Annotated in this window: 18 protein-coding genes and 2 pseudogenes; 10 read left to right on the forward strand and 10 right to left on the reverse strand. The window is 69.9% G+C overall.

Features of this window, described 5'->3' with window-relative positions:
• Positions 1 to 8: 8 nt before the first annotated feature.
• The 4 genes and pseudogenes from GAK38_RS09690 to GAK38_RS09705 all read left to right on the forward strand — a co-directional run bounded on the left by GAK38_RS09690 (position 9) and on the right by GAK38_RS09705 (position 4,101).
• Positions 9 to 1,820: a PAS domain S-box protein gene (locus tag GAK38_RS09690; protein WP_325343660.1), complete on the forward strand. Its 1,812-nt coding sequence runs from the start codon at positions 9 to 11 to the stop codon at positions 1,818 to 1,820.
• A gap of 169 nt (positions 1,821 to 1,989) precedes the next feature.
• A pseudogene (locus GAK38_RS09695) lies at positions 1,990 to 3,383 on the forward strand (sigma-54-dependent transcriptional regulator).
• Between the two features lie 78 nt (positions 3,384 to 3,461).
• On the forward strand, positions 3,462 to 3,806 hold the full coding sequence (locus GAK38_RS09700) for a hypothetical protein (RefSeq protein WP_325343591.1): 345 nt from the start codon (positions 3,462 to 3,464) through the stop codon (positions 3,804 to 3,806).
• Between the two features lie 28 nt (positions 3,807 to 3,834).
• On the forward strand, positions 3,835 to 4,101 hold the full coding sequence (locus GAK38_RS09705; RefSeq protein ID WP_325343593.1) for a hypothetical protein: 267 nt from the start codon (positions 3,835 to 3,837) through the stop codon (positions 4,099 to 4,101).
• A gap of 60 nt (positions 4,102 to 4,161) precedes the next feature.
• Here GAK38_RS09705 and ypfJ read toward each other — a convergent pair whose 3' ends face one another.
• The 9 genes and pseudogenes from ypfJ to GAK38_RS09750 all read right to left on the reverse strand — a co-directional run bounded on the left by ypfJ (position 4,162) and on the right by GAK38_RS09750 (position 13,311).
• Positions 4,162 to 5,046 carry a KPN_02809 family neutral zinc metallopeptidase gene (ypfJ, locus tag GAK38_RS09710; protein WP_325343596.1) on the reverse strand — a complete coding sequence of 295 codons (885 nt, stop codon included), beginning with the start codon at positions 5,044 to 5,046 and terminating at the stop codon, positions 4,162 to 4,164.
• A gap of 85 nt (positions 5,047 to 5,131) precedes the next feature.
• Positions 5,132 to 5,377: a hypothetical protein gene (locus GAK38_RS09715; RefSeq protein ID WP_325343598.1), complete on the reverse strand. Its 246-nt coding sequence runs from the start codon at positions 5,375 to 5,377 to the stop codon at positions 5,132 to 5,134.
• Positions 5,378 to 5,495: 118 nt separating this feature from the next.
• Positions 5,496 to 6,062: a dCTP deaminase gene (gene dcd, locus GAK38_RS09720; protein WP_325343599.1), complete on the reverse strand. Its 567-nt coding sequence runs from the start codon at positions 6,060 to 6,062 to the stop codon at positions 5,496 to 5,498.
• A gap of 49 nt (positions 6,063 to 6,111) precedes the next feature.
• Positions 6,112 to 7,392: a guanine deaminase gene (gene guaD, locus GAK38_RS09725; RefSeq protein WP_325343601.1), complete on the reverse strand. Its 1,281-nt coding sequence runs from the start codon at positions 7,390 to 7,392 to the stop codon at positions 6,112 to 6,114.
• A gap of 18 nt (positions 7,393 to 7,410) precedes the next feature.
• A complete protein-coding gene (locus GAK38_RS09730) occupies positions 7,411 to 7,755 on the reverse strand; it encodes a hypothetical protein (RefSeq protein WP_325343603.1) in 345 nt (114 codons plus the stop codon).
• A 194-nt stretch (positions 7,756 to 7,949) separates the two neighbouring features.
• Entirely contained in the window at positions 7,950 to 9,029 is a 1,080-nt protein-coding gene (locus GAK38_RS09735) for a BMP family ABC transporter substrate-binding protein (protein ID WP_325343605.1), read from the reverse strand.
• 92 nt (positions 9,030 to 9,121) lie between these two features.
• Positions 9,122 to 10,540 carry an efflux transporter outer membrane subunit gene (locus tag GAK38_RS09740; RefSeq protein ID WP_325343607.1) on the reverse strand — a complete coding sequence of 473 codons (1,419 nt, stop codon included), beginning with the start codon at positions 10,538 to 10,540 and terminating at the stop codon, positions 9,122 to 9,124.
• A 16-nt stretch (positions 10,541 to 10,556) separates the two neighbouring features.
• A pseudogene (locus GAK38_RS09745) lies at positions 10,557 to 12,091 on the reverse strand (MDR family MFS transporter).
• A gap of 8 nt (positions 12,092 to 12,099) precedes the next feature.
• Positions 12,100 to 13,311: an HlyD family secretion protein gene (locus tag GAK38_RS09750; protein ID WP_325343608.1), complete on the reverse strand. Its 1,212-nt coding sequence runs from the start codon at positions 13,309 to 13,311 to the stop codon at positions 12,100 to 12,102.
• An 82-nt stretch (positions 13,312 to 13,393) separates the two neighbouring features.
• Between GAK38_RS09750 and GAK38_RS09755 the strand changes: the two genes are divergently transcribed.
• Positions 13,394 to 14,008 (forward strand): TetR/AcrR family transcriptional regulator, encoded by a 615-nt coding sequence (locus tag GAK38_RS09755; protein WP_325343610.1) that lies wholly within the window; start codon positions 13,394 to 13,396, stop codon positions 14,006 to 14,008.
• A gap of 19 nt (positions 14,009 to 14,027) precedes the next feature.
• Here GAK38_RS09755 and GAK38_RS09760 read toward each other — a convergent pair whose 3' ends face one another.
• Complete coding sequence (locus GAK38_RS09760) at positions 14,028 to 14,645, reverse strand: FMN-dependent NADH-azoreductase (RefSeq protein WP_325343612.1); 618 nt, start codon at positions 14,643 to 14,645, stop codon at positions 14,028 to 14,030.
• Between the two features lie 119 nt (positions 14,646 to 14,764).
• Here GAK38_RS09760 and GAK38_RS09765 point away from each other — a divergent pair, with 119 nt between their 5' ends.
• The 5 genes from GAK38_RS09765 to GAK38_RS09785 all read left to right on the forward strand — a co-directional run bounded on the left by GAK38_RS09765 (position 14,765) and on the right by GAK38_RS09785 (position 21,938).
• On the forward strand, positions 14,765 to 15,673 hold the full coding sequence (locus GAK38_RS09765; protein ID WP_325343614.1) for a LysR substrate-binding domain-containing protein: 909 nt from the start codon (positions 14,765 to 14,767) through the stop codon (positions 15,671 to 15,673).
• 107 nt (positions 15,674 to 15,780) lie between these two features.
• Positions 15,781 to 18,849: a formate dehydrogenase-N subunit alpha gene (gene fdnG / locus GAK38_RS09770; protein ID WP_325343616.1), complete on the forward strand. Its 3,069-nt coding sequence runs from the start codon at positions 15,781 to 15,783 to the stop codon at positions 18,847 to 18,849.
• A gap of 9 nt (positions 18,850 to 18,858) precedes the next feature.
• Positions 18,859 to 19,833 carry a formate dehydrogenase subunit beta gene (gene fdxH / locus GAK38_RS09775; RefSeq protein ID WP_325343618.1) on the forward strand — a complete coding sequence of 325 codons (975 nt, stop codon included), beginning with the start codon at positions 18,859 to 18,861 and terminating at the stop codon, positions 19,831 to 19,833.
• Positions 19,817 to 20,566: a formate dehydrogenase subunit gamma gene (locus GAK38_RS09780; RefSeq protein WP_325343620.1), complete on the forward strand. Its 750-nt coding sequence runs from the start codon at positions 19,817 to 19,819 to the stop codon at positions 20,564 to 20,566. The genes fdxH and GAK38_RS09780 overlap by 17 nt, the downstream gene beginning before the upstream one ends.
• 217 nt (positions 20,567 to 20,783) lie before the next feature.
• Entirely contained in the window at positions 20,784 to 21,938 is a 1,155-nt protein-coding gene (locus GAK38_RS09785) for a porin (protein WP_325343622.1), read from the forward strand.
• The last annotated feature ends 5 nt before the right edge of the window (positions 21,939 to 21,943 follow it).

A 21,943-nucleotide genomic window follows, 5' to 3' on the forward strand; every position in this document is an offset into this window, starting at 1 on the left:
CGCAGCTGCTGGGCTATGCCGGCGATGAACTCATCGGCACGCCGCTGCTGGACCTGGTCCATCCGCAGGACCGGCCGGAGAGCGCCGAGAAGATGCAGCGCCTGGTGGACCACGGCGAGCAGTTCCAGATCGAGAAGCGCTGCCTGCGCAAGGACGGCAGCATCGTCTGGCTGCACAACAGCGCGAGCCTCCTGGCCGACGCCGCCGGCCAGCCGGCCGCGGCCATCGTCGTGTGCACCGACATCAGCGAGCGCCAGCATGCCGAGGCGGCTCTGCGCGAGAGCACCGACTGGCTGCGGCTCATCATCAAGAACGCCGTCGAATACGCGATCTTCTCCACCGACCTCGACCGCCGCGTCACGAGCTGGAACAGCGGCGCCGAGCGGCTGCTGGGCTACAGCGAAAGCGAGGCGCTGGGCCAGCTGGCCGACATGATCTTCACTCCGGAGGACCGGGCTGCGAACGCGCCGGAGCAGGAGGCCCGCGCCGCGCTGGACGGCGACGGTGCCAACGACGAGCGGCTGCACCAGCGCAAGGACGGCAGCCGCTTCTGGGCCAGCGGCGCGACGATGGCCATGCAGGACGGCCGGGGCGCCACCGTGGGCTTCGTCAAGATCCTGCGCGACCAGAGCGCGCAGCGCGCGTCGCAGCAGGCCCTGGAGCAAAGCCGCACCGAACTGCTCAGCGCCCTGCAGGAAAACGAGAACGCCCGCGCCGCGCTGCTGTCCGCCGACGAGGCCAAGGACCGCTTCCTGGCCGTGCTGTCGCACGAGCTGCGCAACCCGCTGGCCTCGATCAGCAGCGCGTCGATGGCGGTGAGCACCGGGCGCCTGTCGCCCGAGGACCAGGACCGGGCCGCCCGGATCGTGCAGCGCCAGGCGCAGATCATGAAGGTGCTGCTCGACGACCTGCTCGACGTGTCGCGCCTGCGGCTCGGCAAGCTCGCGCTGCAGACGCGCATCCTGCCGCTGTCGACCGTCGTCGAATCGGCGCTCGAGACCGCGCAGGCGCTGGTGGACAACGGCGGCCATGTGCTGGAGGTCCGGCTGCCGGAACGCCCCGTGCTGCTGGATGCCGATCCGGTGCGGCTGGCGCAGGTGCTGTCGAACCTGCTCAGCAATGCCGCGCGCTATACGCCGGCCGGCGGCCGCATCGTGCTGCACGCCGAGCTGCGGCCGCCCCGCGTCGTCATCGTGGTCGAGGACAACGGCATCGGCATGGAACCGGCCACGGTCGAGTCGATGTTCGAGATGTTCTCGCAGAGTTCGCACGCCACCGACCGCGGGTCGCACGGGCTGGGCATCGGGCTTGCGCTCGCCCGCAACATCGTCCACCTGCACCACGGCGAGATCCACGGCGAAAGCGACGGCCCCGGCCGCGGCAGCCGGTTCACGGTCGAGCTGCCGCTGGCCGCGATGGACGAAGCGATGCAGGGCGCCGCACCGCGGCCGGAAGCGGGCATGCCGCAGGTGCTGATCGTGGACGACAACGCCGACGTGACCTGGTCCGTGGCCCGGCTGCTGACCGGCTGCGGAGTCGCCACGGCCGACACCGGCAGCCAAGCCCTGCAGCTGCTGGAGCAGCAGCGCTTCGACGCCGTGGTGCTTGACCTCGGTCTGCCCGACATGAGCGGCTTCGAGGTGGCTCGGGCCATCCGCGCGCACCCCCTGGGTGCGGAGTTGCTGTTGATCGCCGCGACCGGCTGGGGCCAGGAGAATGATCGCCGCATGGCGCGCGAAGCCGGATTCGACGCGCATCTGGTCAAGCCGCTCGACGTGGATGAACTGAAGAAGCTGATCTTCCGCCGGCGGCCGCAGTGACGGCGCGGTCGGCGGTAGCGGATGCCGCCATCCGCCGGATTTACCGCAAAATTTTCCGATCCGGCCTGCGCGGACGGTGCGGCCGGCATCGGTTGCGAACGGATTCAATTGAATCATGCCGTCAAAAATGAGCATGAAATAATCCGGCGCCAAGTCAACAGGAGGGGTTGTGGGCCATGTGCTGATCGTCGAGGACAACGAAGACGCGGGCGCCATGATGGCCGCCTGGATCCGGGCCGAGGGCTTCTCGGCCGCGCTGGCCGGCAGCCTGCGCGAAGCCCGTGCGCAGATGGCGCAGCGCACGCCGGATCTGGTCCTGCTCGACCTGCAGCTGCCCGACGGCAGCGGGCTCTCGCTGCTGCGCGAGGCGCAGGGGGCGCCGGCCTGCGACATCGTGCTCATCACCGGCCACGCGACGCTCGACACCTCGCTCGAAGCGCTGCGGCTGGGCGCGGCCGACTACCTGGTCAAGCCGGTGTCGCCGGCACAGCTCAGGGGCGTGCTGTCGCGCGTGGCGCGGCCCGATGTGCTGCAGGCCGAGATCGCCCAGCTGGACGGCGAATGGCAGCGCAGCGGCCGCTTCGGCCACCTGCTCGGCCGGTCGCCCGCGATGCAGACGGTCTACCGGCAGATCGCCCGCGTGGCCTCCACGGCATTGACGGTGCTGATCACCGGCGAAAGCGGCACCGGCAAGGAACTGGTGGCGCGCACGCTGCATGAACTCAGCCGCAGGCGCACCGGGCCGTTCCTTGCGGTCAACTGCGGCGCCATCTCGCCCCAGCTGATCGAAAGCGAGATCTTCGGCCACGAGAAAGGCAGCTTCACCGGCGCGGGGCGCCAGCACCAGGGCTTTTTCGAGCGGGCCGGCGGCGGCACCCTGTTCCTCGACGAAGTCACCGAGATGCCGCCGGAGCTGCAGGTCAAGCTGCTGCGCGTGCTGGAGACGCGCAGCTACATGCGCGTGGGCTCCAGCGAGGTGCAGGAGGCGGACGTGCGCGTCATCGCCGCCACCAACCGCGACCCGCGCGGCGGGCCGTGGCCGACGGCACGCTGCGCGAGGACCTGTGGTACCGGCTCAACGTGTTCCCGATCGACGTACCCGCGCTGCGCGAGCGCCGCGAGGACGTGGTCTTGCTGGCCCGGCATTTCCTCGATGCCATCAACCGGCAGGAGGGCGAACCGCGGGAATTTTCCGCGGCGGCCCTGCGCGCGCTGGAGAGCTACCGCTGGCCCGGCAACGTGCGCGAACTGCGCAACGCCGTCCAGCGCGCCCATGTGATGGCCGATCACCGCACGATCGACGACCGCTGGCTTCCACGCGACATCCCTGGCGCCCCGCCGGTGTCCGACAGCGATGCGGCCGTGGTGACGCTGCCGATCGGCATCCCGCTCGCGCAGGCGGAACGCCAGCTCATCCTGGCCACGCTCGCGCACTTCCGCAACCACAAGGAGCGGACGGCCGCTGCGCTCGGCATCAGCCTCAAGACGCTCTACAACCGGCTCAAGGAATACGAGGAGACGGCCCCGCAGCCGGTGCTGGCCGAGCCGCCGGCGGCCGGCTGACCGGGCGGCGCCACGGTCCGGCACGCGAATTGCAATCACGCCGCTCGACAACCGCTTTCCGGCGGTGAGGGAGACAGCGTGTTGTATTTCTTCCTGTGGTCGGTATCCGGTGCCGCAACAGGCGCCGTCGCCGGCTGGGTGGCCCGGGCCCGGCCCGGCCAGCAGGTCTACTGCGAAGCCATCGTCGGCGCGCTGGCGGCCCCGGCGACCGCGAGCATCCTGTGCTGGCGGCTGCGCATCGACGTGTCGCACCCCGGTCTCGCCGCGGGATCGCTCTGGGCCATGGCCACCCTCGGCGCCGCGGGCGGCGCGCTGCTCTTCTGCCTGGCCCGCCACCGCTTCGAACCGCAGTTGTCCGCCTGGTGGCACGGCAGGCGCGCGACCCGGACCGTCGAGCAGTGCGATTCGTTCTTCGAACATTGACCGACGAGCGCCAGCGCGTCCTGCCGCCATGCATCTGCGATACGCCCCCTACCGCATCTCCGCCCAGTACGACCTGCTGATCCACGCGTGCCGCATGCAGCTTCCACTGGCGCTGGAGCAAAGCGACGTGGACTTGGTGCGCACCTATGTCGCGGCAGGCCTCGTCGTCGCGCAGTTGCCGCCGTCGCAGCGCGAGGCTCTGCATGCCGCGCCGAACGTCCCGGCCCGCATCACCGCGATCACGCCCCGCGGCCATGCGACGGCGCGGATGGCATCCAAGGGCCGCCGGACATAGCAGCGGAGCATACTCCTCCTGCATATCCTTTCAAGCGGGCGTCAGCCGCCCGCTTCAGACCTATACTCCCTTGGCAGAGAAGGTGTCGCAGGCCTTCACACTGCCGGTCTGCAGGCCGGTGGAGAACCAGCGCTGCCGCTGCGCGCTGGTGCCGTGGGTGAAGCTGTCGGGCACGACGGCGCGGCCGGCCGAACGCTGGAGCGCATCGTCGCCGATCTTGGCGGCGGCGTTCATGGCCGACTCCACGTCGCCCTGCTCCAGGATGTGGCGGGCGGCCTGCGCATGGTTGGCCCAGACGCCGGCGAAGCAGTCGGCCTGCAGTTCGAGCCGCACGCTCAGGGCGTTGTATTCGCGCTGGCTGACGCGGCTGCGCATCTCGTCCATCTTCTGGCTGATGCCCATCAGGTTCTGCACGTGGTGGCCGACCTCGTGGGCGATCACGTACGCCTGGGCGAATTCACCGGGCGCGCCGAGGCGGTCCCGCAGCGTCTGGTAGAAGTCGAGGTCGATGTAGACCTTCTGGTCGCCCGGGCAGTAGAACGGCCCCATGGCCGCCTGGCCCTGACCACAGGAGGTCTGGGTGGTGCCGTGGAACAGCACGAGCTTGGGGTCGCGGTAGGTGGCGCCGCCCTGGCGGAAGATGTCGGTCCACACGTCCTCGGTATCGGCCAGCACGGTGGAGACGAACTTGGCCATGGGGTCGTCGGCCGGCGGCCGGTGGGCCGGCGCCTGCTGCTGCACCTGGGCGGGCTGCCCGCCGCTCAGCAGGCCCAGGCTCGTCAGCGGATTGACGCCGAGGACCCAGCCTCCCAGCAGCGCCACCACGATGGCGCCGATGCCGATGGAGCGGCCGCCGACGCCGAATCCGCCGCCGCCTCCTCCGCCATAGCCTTCGTCGCGCCGGTCCTCGACGTTGTCGGATTCACGGTTGCCTTCCCATTTCATTGCGTCACCTCGCCATCCTTGGCTGCCTGCACGCTCCGCATCCTACGCGCTGCGGGCAAGGCGCGGGACCGGGGCCGGGACGGTTTCAGCGCAGGATGGGGCCGGAGCGGGCGGCCTCGGCCAGACAGTCGGCCTGCGCCGCGATGCGGGCGGTATCGAGGCAGGGCGGCACGTGGCGGGCCTGGGCCTGCTCCGGCGCGATGGCGGCGGCGCGGGACTGCGTGCCCCAGCCGAGAGCGAAGAGCTGTTGCACCAGCAGCACGGCGAGGACGGCTCCGACGACGATGGCGAAGGACCCGTCGAAAAACTTGGCGAGTTGTTTGAAAGACATGCAAAAAGCTCCCGGCTGTATCTGCAACAAATGCTACGAAGCGTAGGAAGTGCGGATGTTCGGGGGACTTCGTTTGTGTTTGTAGGACAACACCGACAGCGCCGGCTCCGAAAGCGCCTCAGGCGCGCGGCAGGGTCACGCCGTGCTGGCCCTGGTACTTGCCGCCGCGGTCCTTGTAGCTGACCTCGCAGGGCTCGTCGCTCTCGAAGAACAGCACCTGGGCACAGCCCTCGCCGGCATAGATGCGCGCGGGCAGCGGCGTGGTGTTGCTGAATTCGAGCGTCACATAGCCTTCCCACTCGGGCTCGAACGGGGTCACGTTGACGATGATGCCGCAGCGCGCATAGGTGCTCTTGCCGAGGCAGATCGTGAGCACGTTGCGCGGAATGCGAAAGTACTCGACGGTGCGCGCCAGCGCGAAACTGTTGGGCGGGATGATGCAGCTGTCGCCGTGGAAGTCGACGAAGCTCTTTTCGTCGAAGTTCTTCGGGTCCACCACGGTGCTGTGGATGTTGGTGAACACCTTGAACTCGGGCGCGCAGCGGATGTCGTAGCCGTAGCTGCTGGTGCCATAGCTGATGATCTTGCGGCCCTCGGCCTCGCGGACCTGGCCGGGCTCGAACGGCTCGATCATCCCGTGCTGCTTGGCCATGCGCCGGATCCAGTTGTCGCTCTTGATGGTCATTGCGGTGTTCCTCGGGAGCCGGGATTGTACGGACGCAGATGGGAGGCATTCAGGCGATGACCGTTCGCGCCACCGCCCGGTCGTCGGCCAGCACGATGAAGGCGAACAGCAGTTCGTCGAGGCTGTCAGCCTGCGCCGTGCGCCGCGCCAGCAGCGGCGTGGCCTGCGGATCGAGCACGATGAAGTCCGCATCGCTGCCCGGCTGGAGGTTGCCGGCCGTGCCGCCCAGGCCCAGCGCCCGGCCCGCGCCGGCCGTGTGCTGCCACCAGAGCGCGCCGGGCGCGAGCGACAGGCCCGGCTTGGTCGCGCCCTCGCGGCCCACCCAGTAGGCCGCGCGCATGGTGAGGAACGGGCTGAAGCTGGTGCCGCCGCCCACGTCGCTGGCCAGTCCGTAGCGAAAGCCGATGCGGTCCGCGGCCTCGTAGTCGAAGAAGCCGCTGCCGAGGAACAGGTTGCTGGTCGGGCTGACCGCGGCGACGGTGCCGGTGTCGCGCATCAGCGCGCGGTCGGCGTCGTCGAGGTGGATGCAGTGGGCATAGACCGCGCGCTCGCGCAGCAGGCCGGCGTCTCCGTAGACCGACAGGTAGCTGCGCGCCTGCGGGAACAGCTCGCGCACCCAGGCGATCTCGCCGCGGTTCTCGGCCACGTGGGACTGGATCCAGACGCCCGGATGGCGGGCCGCAATCTCGCCGGCGCCATGCAGCTGCGCGGGCGTGCTGGTGGGCGCGAAGCGCGGCGTGATCGCATAGCCGAGCCGGCCCACGCCGTGCCAGCGGGCGATCAGCGCCTCGGTGTCGATCAGCGACTGCTCGGTCCCGTCGCGCACGCCGTCGGGCGAATGGCGGTCCTGCAGGACCTTGCCGGTCATGAGCCGCAGGCCGCGCTGCTGCGCCGCGGTGAACAGCGCATCGACCGACGCAGGATGCGAGGTGGCGCAGGCCAGCGCCGTGGTCACGCCGTTGCGCGCCAGCTCGTCGAGGAAGCAGCCGGCCACCTCGTCGGCCACCGCGCGGTCGGACAAGCGCGACTCGTGCGGGAAGGTGTATTTCTCCAGCCACGGCAGCAGCCCTTCGGCCGGCGCGCCGATGATGTCGGTCTGCGGATAGTGGATATGCATGTCCACGAAGCCCGGCGCCAGGATGCGGCCCGGCAGATGCTCGGCCGGCACGTGGTTCCACTGCGGCAGCAGGCCCGCGGCCGGGCCGCTGGCCAGCACGGAGCGCCAGCCCTGCGGGCCGGCTCCGGTGACCAGCAGGCCGTCTTCGTCGTACAGCGGGGCGCCGTCGTCGGCGAAGCGCAGCAGGGCCGCGCGGAAGGCTTTCAGGGTCATGCGGTTGTCTTGCAGAAATCAGGCCAGGCCGGCGCTGCGCAGCCAGTCGGCCTGGGTGCAGACCGTGGCGCCACGGGCCGCCAGCCGGTCGAGGAAGGCCCGCGCCTCGGCCTCGAAGCCCGGCACCGGGCTCATGCAGTCGGCCAGCAGCACGAGTTTGTCGACGCGGCCGGATGGCAGGTGGTCGGCCAGGTCCCCGGCCGTGGCGCGCACGCAGTGGCTGCTGGCCTCGCCGGCGATGACGATCAGCGCGGCCAGCCGCGCCATGTCGGGCCGGGCGCCGGCGACCGGCAGCGCGGCGCCGGCGATGTCCATGAAGTCGTTCTGCGGGTCGATGACGAGGAGATGGGTGCGGAGGGCCACGGTGTTTCGTCCTGCAAAGCAGTGGGGATTGTCGCAGCGCACTCCGATGACACGCCCCGCATGCCTGCCGCTGCGCCGGGGCGGCCGCCGCCTCGACGCCGGCTGACAATCGCAAGAGGCCGGCCTTGGCGCCATCGGCAGCGCGAGCGCACGGCGGTGTTCCCGCGCGCCTCCGCTCGAGCGCATAGCGCTGCCTATCTGGCCCGGCCCTGCACACCCTCGGCCAGCCAGTCCATGCGCAGGATCTGCGCGTCGGTCAGCGTGGCGCCGGCCGGGATGACCGTGCGGCCGGTGTTGTCGCGCACCGCGGCCGCCGCATGGCACGGATGCAGCCGGCCGGCCGCGATGTCCTGCTGACGCGACAGCACCTCGTCGCGCACCGCCTGCGGCACCTTCGGGCCGAAGTCGCCGACGCGCACCATGCCCTCCTTCACGCCGCCCCAGAGGTTGCCGCTGGTCCAGGTGCCGTCGCGCACCGCGCGCACGCGGCGGGTGTAGTAGTCGCCCCATTCGTGGGTGACGGCGACGAGCTGCGCATCGGGGGCGACGCTGCGCATGTCGGAGTGGTAGGCCACGGCGAGCTTGCCGCGTTCCTGGGCGGCGGCCATCACCGCGGTCGAGCCGGTGTGGAAGGCGACCACGTCGGCGCCCTGGTCGAACAGCGCCATGGCCGCATCGCGCTCCTTCGGCGGGTCGAACCAGACGTCGAGCCAGACCACCTTGACCACCGCCTTCGGATCGACCGAGCGCATGCCGAGCGCGAACGCGTTGATGCCCTGCAGCACCTCGGGGATCGGAAAGCCGGCGACGTAGCCGGCTGTGTGCGTCCTCGTCATGCGGCCCGCGGCGATGCCGGCGCGGTAGCGGCCTTCGTAGTAGCGCGCATTCACCGTGGCGACATTGGGCGCGGTCTTGTAGCCAGTGACCGACTCGAACTTTACGTCGGGAAAGTCGCGCGCCACCTTGAGCGTGGGCTCCATGTAGCCGAAGCTCGGCGTGAAGACGATGCGGTTGCCCTGCCGCGCGAGGTCGCGGATCACGCGCTCGGCGTCCGGCCCCTCGGCCACGTTCTCGACGTAGGTCGTCTCCACCTGCCTGCCCAGCGCGGCCTGCACCGCACGGCGCGCGTTCTCGTGCTGCCGCACCCAGCCGGCTGCGGTGACCGGCGCGACATAGACGAACGCCGCCTTCACGGGCGGCGACTCGGCATGGGCGGGGGAAAGCGAAAAAAACGCGCAGGCGGCCGCGAGCGCGGCAGCGAGGTTTTTGTACATGGTGTTCCTCTACATGGCCCCGGAAAACAAAATCCCCGCAGGCCGGGACACCTGCGGGGACGTGGATTCTATCGAGTGCCTCTGGGACGCTCTCAGGGCTCCGACCAGCCCAGGCCCAGCGCCTTGTGCAGGGTGATGAAGTCGCCGGTCAGCGCCGCGACCGCCGCGGCCAGGTTCTGCTCGGCGGCGATCTGCTGGCGCTCGGCATCGAGCAGGTCGATCGTGCCGACGGTGCCCGCGCCCTGGCGCTGCCGCATGAGCGTCGCGGCCTCGTCGGCGGACGCCTTGGCCCGCGCATAGTCGGCCACCGCGGCGCGCTGGCGCCCGTAGCGCGACAGCGCATCCTCGGCGTCCTGCAGCGCGGCCAGCACCTTGCCGCGGTACTGCGCCTCGGCCTCGTCGCGGTCGGCCCCGGCCTGCGACACCCGTGCGCGGTTGCGACCGAAGTCGAGGAAGTTCCAGCTGAGCTGCGGCAGCAGCACCGCGCTGTAGTTGCCGAGCCGGCCCAGATCGGACAGTTCGGTGCCGCCGAGCCCCAGAATGCCGGTGAACTTGAGCTGCGGGAACTTTGCCGCCTCGGCCACGCCGACCTGGGCGGTGCGCGCGGCCAGCGTGCGCTCGGCGGCGCGCACGTCGGGCCGGCGGCGCAGCAGGCTCGCGGGGTCGCCGACCGGCACCTCGGCCGGCGGCAGCGGCACCGCCGCGGCGCCCGAGAGTTCGGCATCCAGCGCGCCGGGCGGCTGCCTGGTCAGCACCGCCAGTGCGTCGAGGCTGCCGTCGATGTCGGCCTGCAGCGGCGCAAGCTCGGCGCGGGTGGCATCGAGCTGGCCGGCCAGCCGGACCACGTCCAGCCGCGACGCGGTGCCGGCGGCAAAGCGCTGGCGCGTGAGTGCGAGCATGCGCTCCTGGCGCTGCTGCGCCTCGCGGCTCAGCCGCAGGCGCGTCTGTGCGTCGCGCAGGCGCACATAGGCCTGGGCGGCCTCGGCGGTCAGGCTCAGCTGCGCGTCCGCCAGGTTCGCCTCGGCGGCGCCGGCCGTCGCGGCCGAGGCCTCGACGGTGCGCGCATGCAGGCCGAACAGGTCCGCCTCCCAGGACGCATTGAGGCTGACCGCATGCAGGCTGATCCACTGCGATTCGATGGACTGCCCAGCGAGGTCGATCGGCGGGATGCGCGCACGCGCCGTCAGGGCGCTGGCGCTCGCAGTGGGACGGCGGTTGGACTGCTCCAGCGACAGCGCCGCGCGCGCCCGGCGCAGCCGCGCCTGGGCGGAGGCGATGTCGGGGTTGGCTGCCAGCGTGCGCTCCACCAGGCCGTCGAGCGTGCGGTCGCCGAGCGACGTCCACCACCTGGCCAGCGGCGCGCCGTCGTTCGACGGCTGCGCCCGCGTGAAGGCGGCGCCGACGGGCGCGGCCGGCGGGCCGGCATAGTCGGGGCCGACGGCGGTGCAGCCGGCCAGCGCCGCGAGCACGGCCAGCGCCAGGGAGGAAGAAATCGAAGGAAGACGCGGCATCGGCGGAAAAGAGGGCTCAGTGGGCGGCCAGCGGCGCGTTGCGGGCCAGCGGGCGCAGGAACAGGACCAGGGGAATCACGCAGACGATGCCCACGCTCAGCACCCGGAAGAGATCGACGTAGGTCATCGTCAACGCCTGGGTCTGGATCATCGATGCCAGGCTGTGCAGCGCGGAGGCGCCGTTCTGGTGCAGGTATTCCTGCACCCGATCGCCGTTGGCCGCCAGTGCTTCTTCGAGCCGGCGCGAATGGAACCAGTAGCGCTGGTCCTGCAGGATCGAGATGGCCGCCAGCACGAGCGAGCCGCCCAGGTTGCGCGCCGCGTTGAAGAGGCCCGCCGCGTCGCTCGCGAATTCGCGCGACACCGACTGGATGGCCGCCTGGTTGAGGAACAGCATTGCGAAGATGGTGCCCACGCCGCGCAGCAGCTGCGAATCGATGAACGAGCCGCCCGAGGACAGCGCGGTCAGGCCGGTCTCCATGTGGGCGCTCAGCGCGAGCAGCCCGAGCCCGAACGCGACGGCCACGCGGATGTCAATGCCGCGGATGAGCAGCGGCACGAAGGGCATGAGCATCAGCGAGGGAACGCCTGCCAGCGTCACGATGGTGCCCGACTGCAGCGCGTTGTAGCCCGCGATGCCGGCCAGGAACTGCGGAATCATGTACGAGGTGCCGTAGATCACCATGCCGACCACGACGCCCATGACCACGACGCTGCCGAACTGCCGGTCCAGCAGGATCGCGAGCCGGATGACCGGCCGCTCGGCCGTCCACTGGCCGAGCAGCAGCAGCACCAGTCCGACGGCCGAGATGACGAACAGCCAGACGATGAAGGGCGAGGACAGCCACTGCTCGCGCTGGCCCTCCTCCAGCGCGATCGTGATCGCACCGAGGAAGGCCGCCAGGCCCAGGATGCCGATCCAGTCGGCCTGGCCCAGCAGGTCCAGCCGTGCCTTCTGGTGGGGCAGGCCGATGACCAGCAGCGCCACGAGCGCCAGGCAGATGGGGATGTTGAGGAAGAACGCGTAGTGCCAGCTGAAGTTCTCGGTCAGCCAGCCGCCGAGGAACGGGCCGACCACCGGGCCGAGGATGGCCGTGGCGCCGAACATCGCCGTGCCGATCGGCTGCTGCCGGCGCGGCAGCCGCGTGGCGATGATCGTCTGCGCCGTGGGGATCATCGCGCCGCCGGTCAGCCCCTGCCCCACGCGGCCCGCGATCATCATGCCCAGCGAGGAAGCCACGCCGCAGACTGCACCGAGAAGAACGTGAACAGCGCGGCGACGATGAGCAGGAAGGTGCGCAGGCCCAGCAGCCGCTCCAGCCAGCCGGCCAGCGGAATCATGATGATCTCGGCCACGAGGTAGCCGGTGGCGATCCAGGTGCCCTCGGTGCCGGTCGCGCCGATCTCGCCCTGGATGCGCGGCAGCGCCGAGTTCACGATGGAGATGTCGAGCGTGGCCATCAGCGCGCCGAGCGTGCCGGCGGCCACGGCCAGCCAGGCGGCGGCGTCGGCGCGCGGCGCCGGCTGCGCGGGTGCGGGCGCGGCCGTCACGGCGGCGCTCACTTGCCGTCCTTCTGCCGCACCCGCTCGCTGTCGCGGATGCGCTCGCTGTCCTGCCGCGCCGAGATGGTGTCCACCTGCACGACCGCCGACAGCCCCGGCACCAGCACCTTGCGCGCCTCGGGCCCCGCGTCGAGCGCGATGCGCACCGGCACGCGCTGCACGATCTTGGTGAAGTTGCCGGTGGCGTTCTGCGGCGGCAGCAGCGAGAACTGGGCGCCGGTGCCCGGCGCGATGCTCTCGACGTGGCCCGACAGCCGTATGTCGGGTAGCGCGTCGATCTTGATGCGCACCGGCTGGCCCGGGCGCATGCGGCCGATCTGCGTTTCCTTGAAGTTGGCCGACACGTAGAGGCTCGCCAGCGGCACCACCGGCATGAGCCGCGTGCCCTGCTGCACGAACTGGCCCGCGCGCACCGTGCGGTCGCCGACGCGGCCGTCGACGCTGGCGGCCACCACGGCCGACTCGACGTTGACCTGGGCCGCCGCGAGCTGCGCCTGCGCCGACTCGCCCTGCGCCTCGGCCTGGCGCACCTGGGCGTTCATCGAGGCCACGCGCCGCTCGGCGCCGGCCAGCGTGGCCCGCTGGGCCGCCAGCTGGCCCGCGGCCTGGCGCTCCTGGTTGCGCTTGGCCGCGAGCTGCTCCGACGGCTCCGCGCCCGTCGTCACCAGCGGCGCGTAGCGCTGTACCTCCGACGCGGCGAATTCGGCATTGGCCTGCACCGACGTCAGCTGCGCGCGGGCCTGGGCGATCGCCGCCTCCTGCTCGCGCAACTGCGCGCGCATCGCATCGGCGTTGGCCCGGGACACGTCGATCTGCGCCTGCGCCTGGGCGGCCTGGGCGCCGTAGTCGCGCGCGTCGATGCGCACCAGCGGCTGGCCGGCGCGCACGTCCTGGTTGTCCTGCACCAGGACTTCTTCCACATAGCCCGAGATCTTGGGCGCCACGGTGACCGCATCGGCCTGGATGAAGGCATCGTCGGTCGATTCCAGGTACTTGCCGCTCGTCTCGTAGCGGTAGAGATAGAGGCCGCCGCCCACGACAATGGCCGCGCCGGCTACGATCAGGCCGATGCGGACGCCGGGCCGCTTCAGCAGCGGCGATGCCTTGCGCGGCGCGGCGGGGTTGGCGTCTGCGGGGTCCGCCGTGCGGTCAGGGTCATCGCGGCTCGCATCGGGTTGGCGAGAGGGATCGGTCTCGTTGGCGGACATGGAACAACGCTTCGGAAAAATGGCTGCCGATAATATTGCACTCAGTGCAAATCACGCAAGCGAAGACGATGGCACGCCGCCGGTGGCGGCGGAGCCAGGCCTGCGGGAGCGCAAGAAGCGCGAAACTAAGCGGCTGATCGCCCAGGCCGGTATCCGGCTGTTTCTGGCGCACGGCTACGAGGCCACGACGCTCGACCAGGTCGCCGCCGAGGCCGGCATCTCGCGGCGGACCTTTTTTTCGTACTTCGAGAGCAAGCAGGACATCCTCGCGGCCTGGTCGGAGGAAAGCTGGCTGCGGGTGGCCGACGAGATCGCCTGTACGCCGGCGGGCCGCACGCCGCTGGCTGCGGCGCGCGACGCGTTGCTCACGCTGGTGGCCACGCGCACCAACGACGAGGCGGTGGCCGTGCTGCAGCTGTTGCAGTCCAACGAGGGTTTGAAATCACGGCACCACGCGGCGCTCGTGGAGCGCGAGCGCACGGTGCACGCGGCGCTGGCAGCGCTGTGGCCCGACCCGTCGCGCGAGCCGGAGCTGCGGACGGCGGCGATGGTGGCGGTAGGCGCCTTCCGCCTGGCCGTGGAGGCTTGGCGGGCGGACCCGGCGGGTCCGGCGCTGCTGGAACGGGCGCGGCAGTCGTTCGCCTCGCTCGATGCGCTGATCGCGGCCGAGGCCCGCCGCGGCGCCGGCCACACCTGACGGGCGCGGCCCGCGGCGGTCAGGCCGCCAGGCGCCGCACGTCGGCCAACGCGGCCTCGATCGCTGCGGCGCGGGCGTCCGGGCCCAGGGTGATGCCTTCGGCGCGCACGATCGCCACGTCCGTGATGCCGAAGAAGCCGAACACGGCCTTGAGGTAGGCCTCCTGGTGGTCGAGCGCCGCTTCGTACGGCGTGCCGGCGTACTTGCCGCCGCGCGAGGACACGATCACCACGCGCTTGCCGCCGGCCAGGCCCTGCGGGCCTTCGGCCGTGTAGCGGAAGGTGCGTCCGGCCTGGGCCAGGCGGTCGATCCAGGCCTTGAGCTGCGACGGGATGCCGAAGTTGTAGAACGGCGCGCCGACCACGACGACGTCGGACGCGAGGAATTCGCCCAGCACCTCTTCGGTCAGCGCCAGTTCGGCGCGTACGGCGGGCGTATCCGGCGGCGTGCTGCCGGGCGCCGGGCGCAGCGCGGCGATCAATTCACCGCCCAGGTGGGGGATCGGGTGGGCCGCCAAGTCGCGGTAGACCGTCCTCACACCGGGGCCGGCCAGCGCCTGGGCCGCGGCGGCCGAGAGCCGGCGGAAAACGGAAGCGCCGCCCTGAGGGCTGGAGTCGATGTGCAGGAGTTGGGCCATTTGTTTGCTTTCGTGAAGGAAGGAAGACAGTGGAAAGGGTGGATGAATGGTATTTCGCAATAATCATCAGAAAAACCGGCTTCGACGCAATTCATTGTTCCAAAAACAGGAATATCCTCATGCGCCACGACCTCAACGACATGCTGTACTTCGCCAAGGTGGTGGAGCATGGCGGCTTCGGCGCCGCAGCCCGGGCCCTGGGCGTGCAGACTTCGCTGATCAGCCGGCGCGTGGCCGAACTGGAATCGCGCCTGGGCGTGCGTCTGCTGCATCGCAGCACCCGGCGCATGGTGGTCACCGAAGTGGGCCAGCGCTACTACCAGCACTGCTGCGCCGTGGTGGCCGAGGCGCAGGCGGCGCATGACGCGATGGACCACATCCGCAGCGAGCCCTGCGGGCTGGTACGCCTGTCCTGCCCGTCGGCGCTGCTGCAGCAGAGCGTGGGCCCGGTCCTCGTGCGCTTCCTGGCCGCGCATCCGCGCGTGAAGCTGCGCGTGGAGGCGACCAACCGCCGCGTGGACGTGATCGAAGAAGGCATCGACCTCGCGTTGCGCGTGCGCAACGAGCCCCTGGAGGACTCGGGCCTCGCGGTGCGGGTGCTGGGCGTGAGCGAGACGGTGCTCGTGGCCAGCCCCGCCCTGCTGGAGCGCTGCGGCCGGCCGCAGCAGCTGGCCGACCTGGACGCGCTGCCGACGATGGGCCCGGCCTGGGATCGCGGCCGCAACGCCTGGAACTTCATCGGCCCGGACGGCAAAACCGCCGTCCACGGCTATGAGCCGCGGCTGGCCGTGGACGACTTCACCACCCTGCGCGCGACCGCACTGGCCGGCCTGGCCGTCGGGGTGCTACCCGCATACACCGCCCAGGACGATATCTCCAGCGGCCGACTGGAGCGCGTTCTGTCAGCATACTCCTTCCCCCGCAGTCTGGTGCATGCTGCCTTTGCATCGCGTCGCGGCCTGATGCCGGGCGTGCGGGCGCTGCTCGATGCGCTGGCCGAGGAGATCGGGCGCCAGCCCGGCATGTAGGCGAGCGCAGCCATCGGACTTGTGGCAATCCCGTACAGCCGCGTGGAGCGCGGGGCCTAGAATCCGTCCAGGTGCCGCAGAGCACCTGCCTCACGAAAAGGTACCCCATGGTGCAAATCTCCAGACGCCAGTTCATGAAAGTGACTGGCATCACGCTGGCAGGTTCGAGCCTTGCGCTGATGGGCTGCTCGCCCACGGCCGCGCTGGCGGAAGTCCGCCAGTACAAGCTCGCCGCCACGACCGTCACCCGCCAGACCTGCACCTACTGCTCGGTCGGCTGCGGCATCCTCATGTATTCGCTGGGCGACGGCGCCAAGAACGCCAAGCGCTCGGTCATCCACGTCGAGGGCGACCCGGACCATCCGGTCAACCGCGGCACGCTCTGCCCGAAGGGCGCGAGCCTGCTGGACTTCATCAACAGCCCGAACCGCCTGCTCCATCCCGAGTACCGCGCGCCCGGTTCAAGCGAATGGCAGCGGATCTCGTGGGAGGACGCGCTCGAGCGCATCGCCCGCAAGCTCAAGGACGACCGCGACGCCAACTTCGTAGAGAAGACCGAAGCCGGCCTGACCGTCAACCGCTGGACCACCACCGGCATGCTGGCCGCCTCGGCCTCCAGCAGCGAAGCCGGCTACATCACCCACAAGGTCGCCCGCTCCTGGGGCCTGCTCGCATTCGACAACCAAGCCCGTGTCTGACACGGCCCGACGGTGGCAGGTCTTGCCCCGACGTTTGGCCGTGGAGCGATGACGAACCATTGGGTCGACATCAAGAATGCGGATGTGATTCTGGTGATGGGCGGCAATGCCGCCGAGGCGCACCCGTGCGGATTCAAGTGGGTGACGGAAGCGAAGGCGCACAACAAGGCGTACTTCATGGTGGTCGACCCGCGGTTCAACCGCTCGGCGTCGGTCGCCGACTTCTATGCACCGATCCGTTCGGGCTCGGACATCGCCTTCCTGGGTGGGGTCATCAACTACCTGCTGACCAACGACAAGATCCACCACGACTATGTCCGGAACTACACCGACTTCGCCTTCGTCGTGCGCGAGGATTTCACGTTCGTGGACGGTTTGTACTCCGGCTACGACGAGGAAAAGCGCACCTACGACAAGACGACGTGGGACTACGAACTCGGCCCCGACGGCTTCGTCGTGACCGACCCGACGCTGCAGCACCCGCGCTGCGTCTACCAGTTGCTCAAGAAGCACTATTCGCGCTACACGCCCGAGGTGGTCGAGAGCGTCTGCGGCACGCCGGCGAAGAAATTCCTGCACGTGGCCGAGAAGCTCGCGAGCACCGCGCAGGCCGGCCGCGCCGCGACCATCCTCTACGCACTCGGCTGGACGCAGCATTCGATCGGCGCGCAGATCCTGCGCACCGGCGCCATGGTGCAGCTGCTGCTCGGCAACATCGGCATCCCGGGCGGCGGCATGAACGCGCTGCGCGGGCATTCGAACATCCAGGGCCTGACCGACCTGGGCCTGCTCTCGGGCAGCCTGCCGGGCTACCTGACGATGCCGCGCGAGACCGAGCAGGACTACCGCAAGTACATCGACAAGCGAACCCAGAAGCCGCTGCGCGCCGGCCAGACCAGCTACTGGCAGAACTATCCCAAGTTCCACGTCAGCCTGATGAAGTCCTGGTTCGGCGCCAACGCGACGGCCGAGAACGACTGGGCCTACGACCTGCTGCCCAAGCTCGACAAGGAGTACGACATGCTCCAGATCTTCGAGTTGATGAACCAGGGCAAGGTCAACGGCTACATCGCCCAGGGCTTCAATCCGCTGGCCGCGCTCTCCGACAAGAACCGGGTGAGGAACGGCCTCGCGAAGCTGAAGTTTTTGGTCGTCATGGATCCGCTCGCGACCGATACGTCGGAGTTCTGGAAGAACCACGGCGAGTTCAACGACGTCGACGAGAAGGCGATCCAGACCGAAGTGTTCCGTCTGCCGACCACCTGCTTCGCCGAGGAGGAGGGCGAAGTCGTCAGTTCCGCGCGCGTGCTCCAGTGGCACTGGAAGGCGGCCGAGCCGCCGGGCGAAGCCAAGACCGACGTCGAGATCATGTCGGCCCTCTTCCTGCGCATGCGCTCGCTCTACCAGAAGGAAGGCGGCACGTTCCCCGACCCGATGCTCAAGCTGTCGTGGCCCTATGCCAACGAGCATGAGGCCACGCCGCGCGAGTTGGCGATGGAGATGAACGGCAAGGCGCTGGCCGACCTGCCCGATCCGGCCAACCCGGGCACGGTGCTGCGCAAGGCCGGCGAGCAGGTCGCGGGCTTCGGCGAACTGCGCGACGACGGCACCACGGCCAGCGGCTGCTGGATCTTCGCCGGCTCGTGGACGCAGGCCGGCAACCAGATGGCCCGGCGCGACAACAGCGACCCGACCGGCATCGGCAACACGGTCAACTGGGCCTGGGCCTGGCCGGCCAACCGCCGCGTGCTCTACAACCGCGCCTCGTGCGACCCGAGCGGCAAGCCCTGGGACAAGCGCCGCCAGCTCGTGAGCTGGAACGGCAAGAGCTGGGGCGGCGCCGACGTGCCCGACTTCGTCGCCACCTCGGCGCCCGAGGCCGGTGCCGGCCCGTTCATCATGAACCCCGAGGGCGTGGCCCGGTTCTTCTCCCGCAATGCGTTGAACGAAGGCCCGTTCCCCGAGCACTACGAGCCGTTCGACACGCCACTGGGCTACAACCCGCTGCACCCGAAGAACCCGAAGGTGACCAGTTCGCCGGTCGCCCGCGTGTTCAAGCCGGTGTGGGAGACCTTCGGCAAGGCGGCGGACTATCCCCACGTGGGCACCACCTACCGCATCACCGAGCACTTCCACTACTGGACGCGCCATGCGCTGCTCAACGCCATCGTGCAGCCCGAGCAGTTCGTGGAGATCGGCGAGGCGCTGGCCGAGAGCCTGGGCATCCGCGCGGGCGACCGCGTCAAGGTGAGCTCCAAGCGCGGCTACGTGAAGGCGGTGGCCGTGGTCACCAAGCGCATCAAGCCGATGCAGATCGAGGGCCGCACGGTGCACCACGTCGGCATTCCGATCCACTGGGGCTTCAAGGGGGTGACCAAGCCGGGCTTCATCGCCAACAACCTGACCCCGTTCGTGGGCGACGGCAACTCGAACACGCCCGAGTTCAAGACCTTCCTCGTGAAGGTCGAGAAGGTCTAGGAGCACGCGATGGCATTGCAGTCACTCGACATCCAGCGGCGCTCCGCCACCACCCTGCCCTCGCCCGCCGTGCGCTCGCCGCATTCGGGCGAGGTGGCCAAGCTCATCGACGTCTCCAAATGCATCGGCTGCAAGGCCTGCCAGACGGCGTGCATGGAGTGGAACGACCTGCGCGACGACGTGGGCGTCAACGCCGGCGTCTACGACAACCCGATGGACCTGACCGCCAATTCCTGGACGGTCATGCGCTTCACCGAGTACGAAAACGAGGCCAGCGGCAACCTCGAATGGCTGATCCGCAAGGACGGCTGCATGCACTGCGAGGACCCGGGCTGCCTCAAGGCCTGCCCGTCGCCTGGCGCGATCGTGCAGTACACCAACGGCATCGTCGACTTCCATGAGGAGAACTGCATCGGCTGCGGCTACTGCGTGACCGGCTGCCCCTTCAACATCCCGCGCATATCGGAGAAGGACAAGAAGGCCTACAAGTGCACGCTGTGCTCCGACCGCGTGGGCGTGGGCATGGAGCCCGCCTGCGTCAAGACCTGCCCGACCGGCGCCATCATGTTCGGCACCAAGCAGGCCATGAAGGACCAGGCCGCCGAGCGCATCGAGGACTTGAAGGAGCGCGGCTTCGCCGAGGCCGGCCTCTACGACCCCGCGGGCGTGGGCGGCACGCACGTGATGTACGTGCTGCACCATGCCGACAAGCCGTCGCTCTACGCCGGCCTGCCCGACAAGCCGCGGATCAGCCCGATGGTGAGCCTGTGGAAAGGCGTGACCAAGCCGCTCGCGCTCGCGGGCATCGCGCTCACGGCGCTGGTCGGGTTCTTCCACTACACCCGCGTGGGCCCCAACGAGGTGCCCGAGGACGAGGAGCGCGAGGCCGCCGACGAGGCGCTGGACCGCCGCGAGGAGGCCGGCCTGCCGACCGACCTGCCGCCCACCCCCGAGGAGGAGATGACGCATGACCACTCCGCATGAGGCCCGCGCGGTGCACGCGCAGGCGGCCGCCGACAAGGCCGCCGCGTCGGACCACCTCGACCAGCGCGGCCGCCCGGTGATCGAGCGCTACACGCCCAACGAGCGCTCCAACCACTGGTTTGTCGCCATCACCTTCGTCCTGCTGGCGCTGTCGGGGCTGGCGCTGTTCCATCCGGCGATGTTCTGGCTCACCGCGCTGTTCGGCGGCGGGCCGTGGACGCGGGTCCTGCATCCGTTCATCGGCGTGGCGATGGTGATCGCGTTCGCGGTGCTGGCCGCGCGCTTCTGGCACCACAACCTGATCGACCGCAATGACGTGCAGTGGCTGCGGCAGATCGACGACGTGGTCAACAACCGCGAGGAGAAGCTGCCGCCGGTCGGGCGCTACAACGCCGGCCAGAAGCTGCTGTTCTTCGTGCTCGTCGGATGCCTTCTCTGCCTGCTGACCACGGGCATCGTGATCTGGCGCGCGTACTTCGCGCACTGGTTCCCGATCGGCGTGATCCGCCTGGCCTCGCTGGCGCATGCGTTCTTCGGCTTCGTGATCATCTGCGCCATCATCGTGCACATCTACGCGGCCATCTGGGTCAAGGGCACGATGGGCGCGATGCTGCGCGGCTTCGTCACCTACGGCTGGGCGCGCCGCCACCATCCGGCCTGGTACCGCGAGATCGTGGCCGACGAGGAAGCCCGCGTCCGCCGCCAGCGCAAGGCGCCTGCCGACGCGGCCTGAACGCCGGCCCGTCGCGCGCGCCGGGCCCTGCGGGGCCCCATATCACCGCACCGCGAAACCAACGCCCCGCCGGGGGGATCCGGCGCGGGCGTTGTTTCCACGCCCAGTACACGCCTCTGTCACGAACGTTGCAGAGACGGTAACAACAATGGCTGGAGCAGCGGCAACGGAAGTCCGCTGCCGTTCTTCATACCCCTTCCGGTTCACGTTTCCAGCCATGAAAACCCAGAAAACTCTCCTCGCACTCGGCGCGCTCGCGGCTTCCAGCCTGGCCCTGGCGCAGTCCTCCGTCACCCTCTTCGGTGTCGTCGATGTCGGCGTCACCACGGCCAAGACCGGCAGCGTGCGGCGCACTGCCGTGAATCCCAGCCAGGGCAAGACCAGCAACATCGGTTTCCGCGGTGCGGAGGACCTCGGCGGCGGCACCCGGGCCGAGTTCTGGCTCGCAGGCGGCAGCAACCCCGACACCGGCGCCGGCGGCAGCAGCGGCGCCCTGGGCTTCGAGCGCCGCTCCACCGTCGGCCTGGTCAGCCCGTGGGGCGAAATCCGCCTGGGCCGGGACTACACCGCCAGCTACAACATCTTCACCGCCTTCGGCGGTCCCGATGCCACCACCGGCGTGCAGGCCAACCTGTTTCAGGACATCCGCGCCCTGGCCTATGGCGGCGCCACCACCGGCACCGGCGCCGGCCAGAGCGGCACCGTGGACCGCACGCGCATCAGCAACGCCGTGGGCTACTTCCTGCCGCGCGACCTGGGCGGCGTCTACGGCCAGCTGCAGTATTCCTTCGGCGACGAGAACCGCTCGGACTCCGGCGCTGCCAACGCCCGCAGGTACGCCGGCGGCAACCTGGGCTACCGCTACGGTCCGTTGAACCTGGGCGTCGGCTATGGCAGGACACAGGGCAACCCCGCCGTGACCGCGCCGCCCTACCCCGCCGCCATCGCCGCTGCCAGCAATCTGGAAGACCTCGTGCTCGGCGCTTCCTACGACTTCGGCGGCTTTCTGCTCAACGGCGGATACAACAGCCTGAAATGGAAGCCGGTCGGCGGCGCGACCTCCGGCAAGGCGGCCGGGTTCTACCTGAGCGGATCGCTGCCCGTGGGCCCCGGCAACTTCCGGGTCAAGTACGGCAGCGTCAAGTTCAGCGGCAACGATGGCACCGCCGCCGGCCTCGTCCGAAGCGGCGCCAAGGCCGACAAGTACTCCGTCGGCTACGTCTACGATTTGTCCAAGCGCACCTCGCTGTACACCGCGCTGGCGCATGTCAGCAACAAGAGAAACGCCAACATCGGACTGATCGGCGGCCCCTCGGGCGCGGCCAATGCCGGAGCGACCGGCCTGGACCTGGGCATCAGCCATTCGTTCTGAACGAC

It is taken from the genome of Xylophilus sp. (assembly GCA_009914555.1).
Taxonomy (GTDB): Bacteria; Pseudomonadota; Gammaproteobacteria; order Burkholderiales; family Burkholderiaceae_C; genus WNDY01.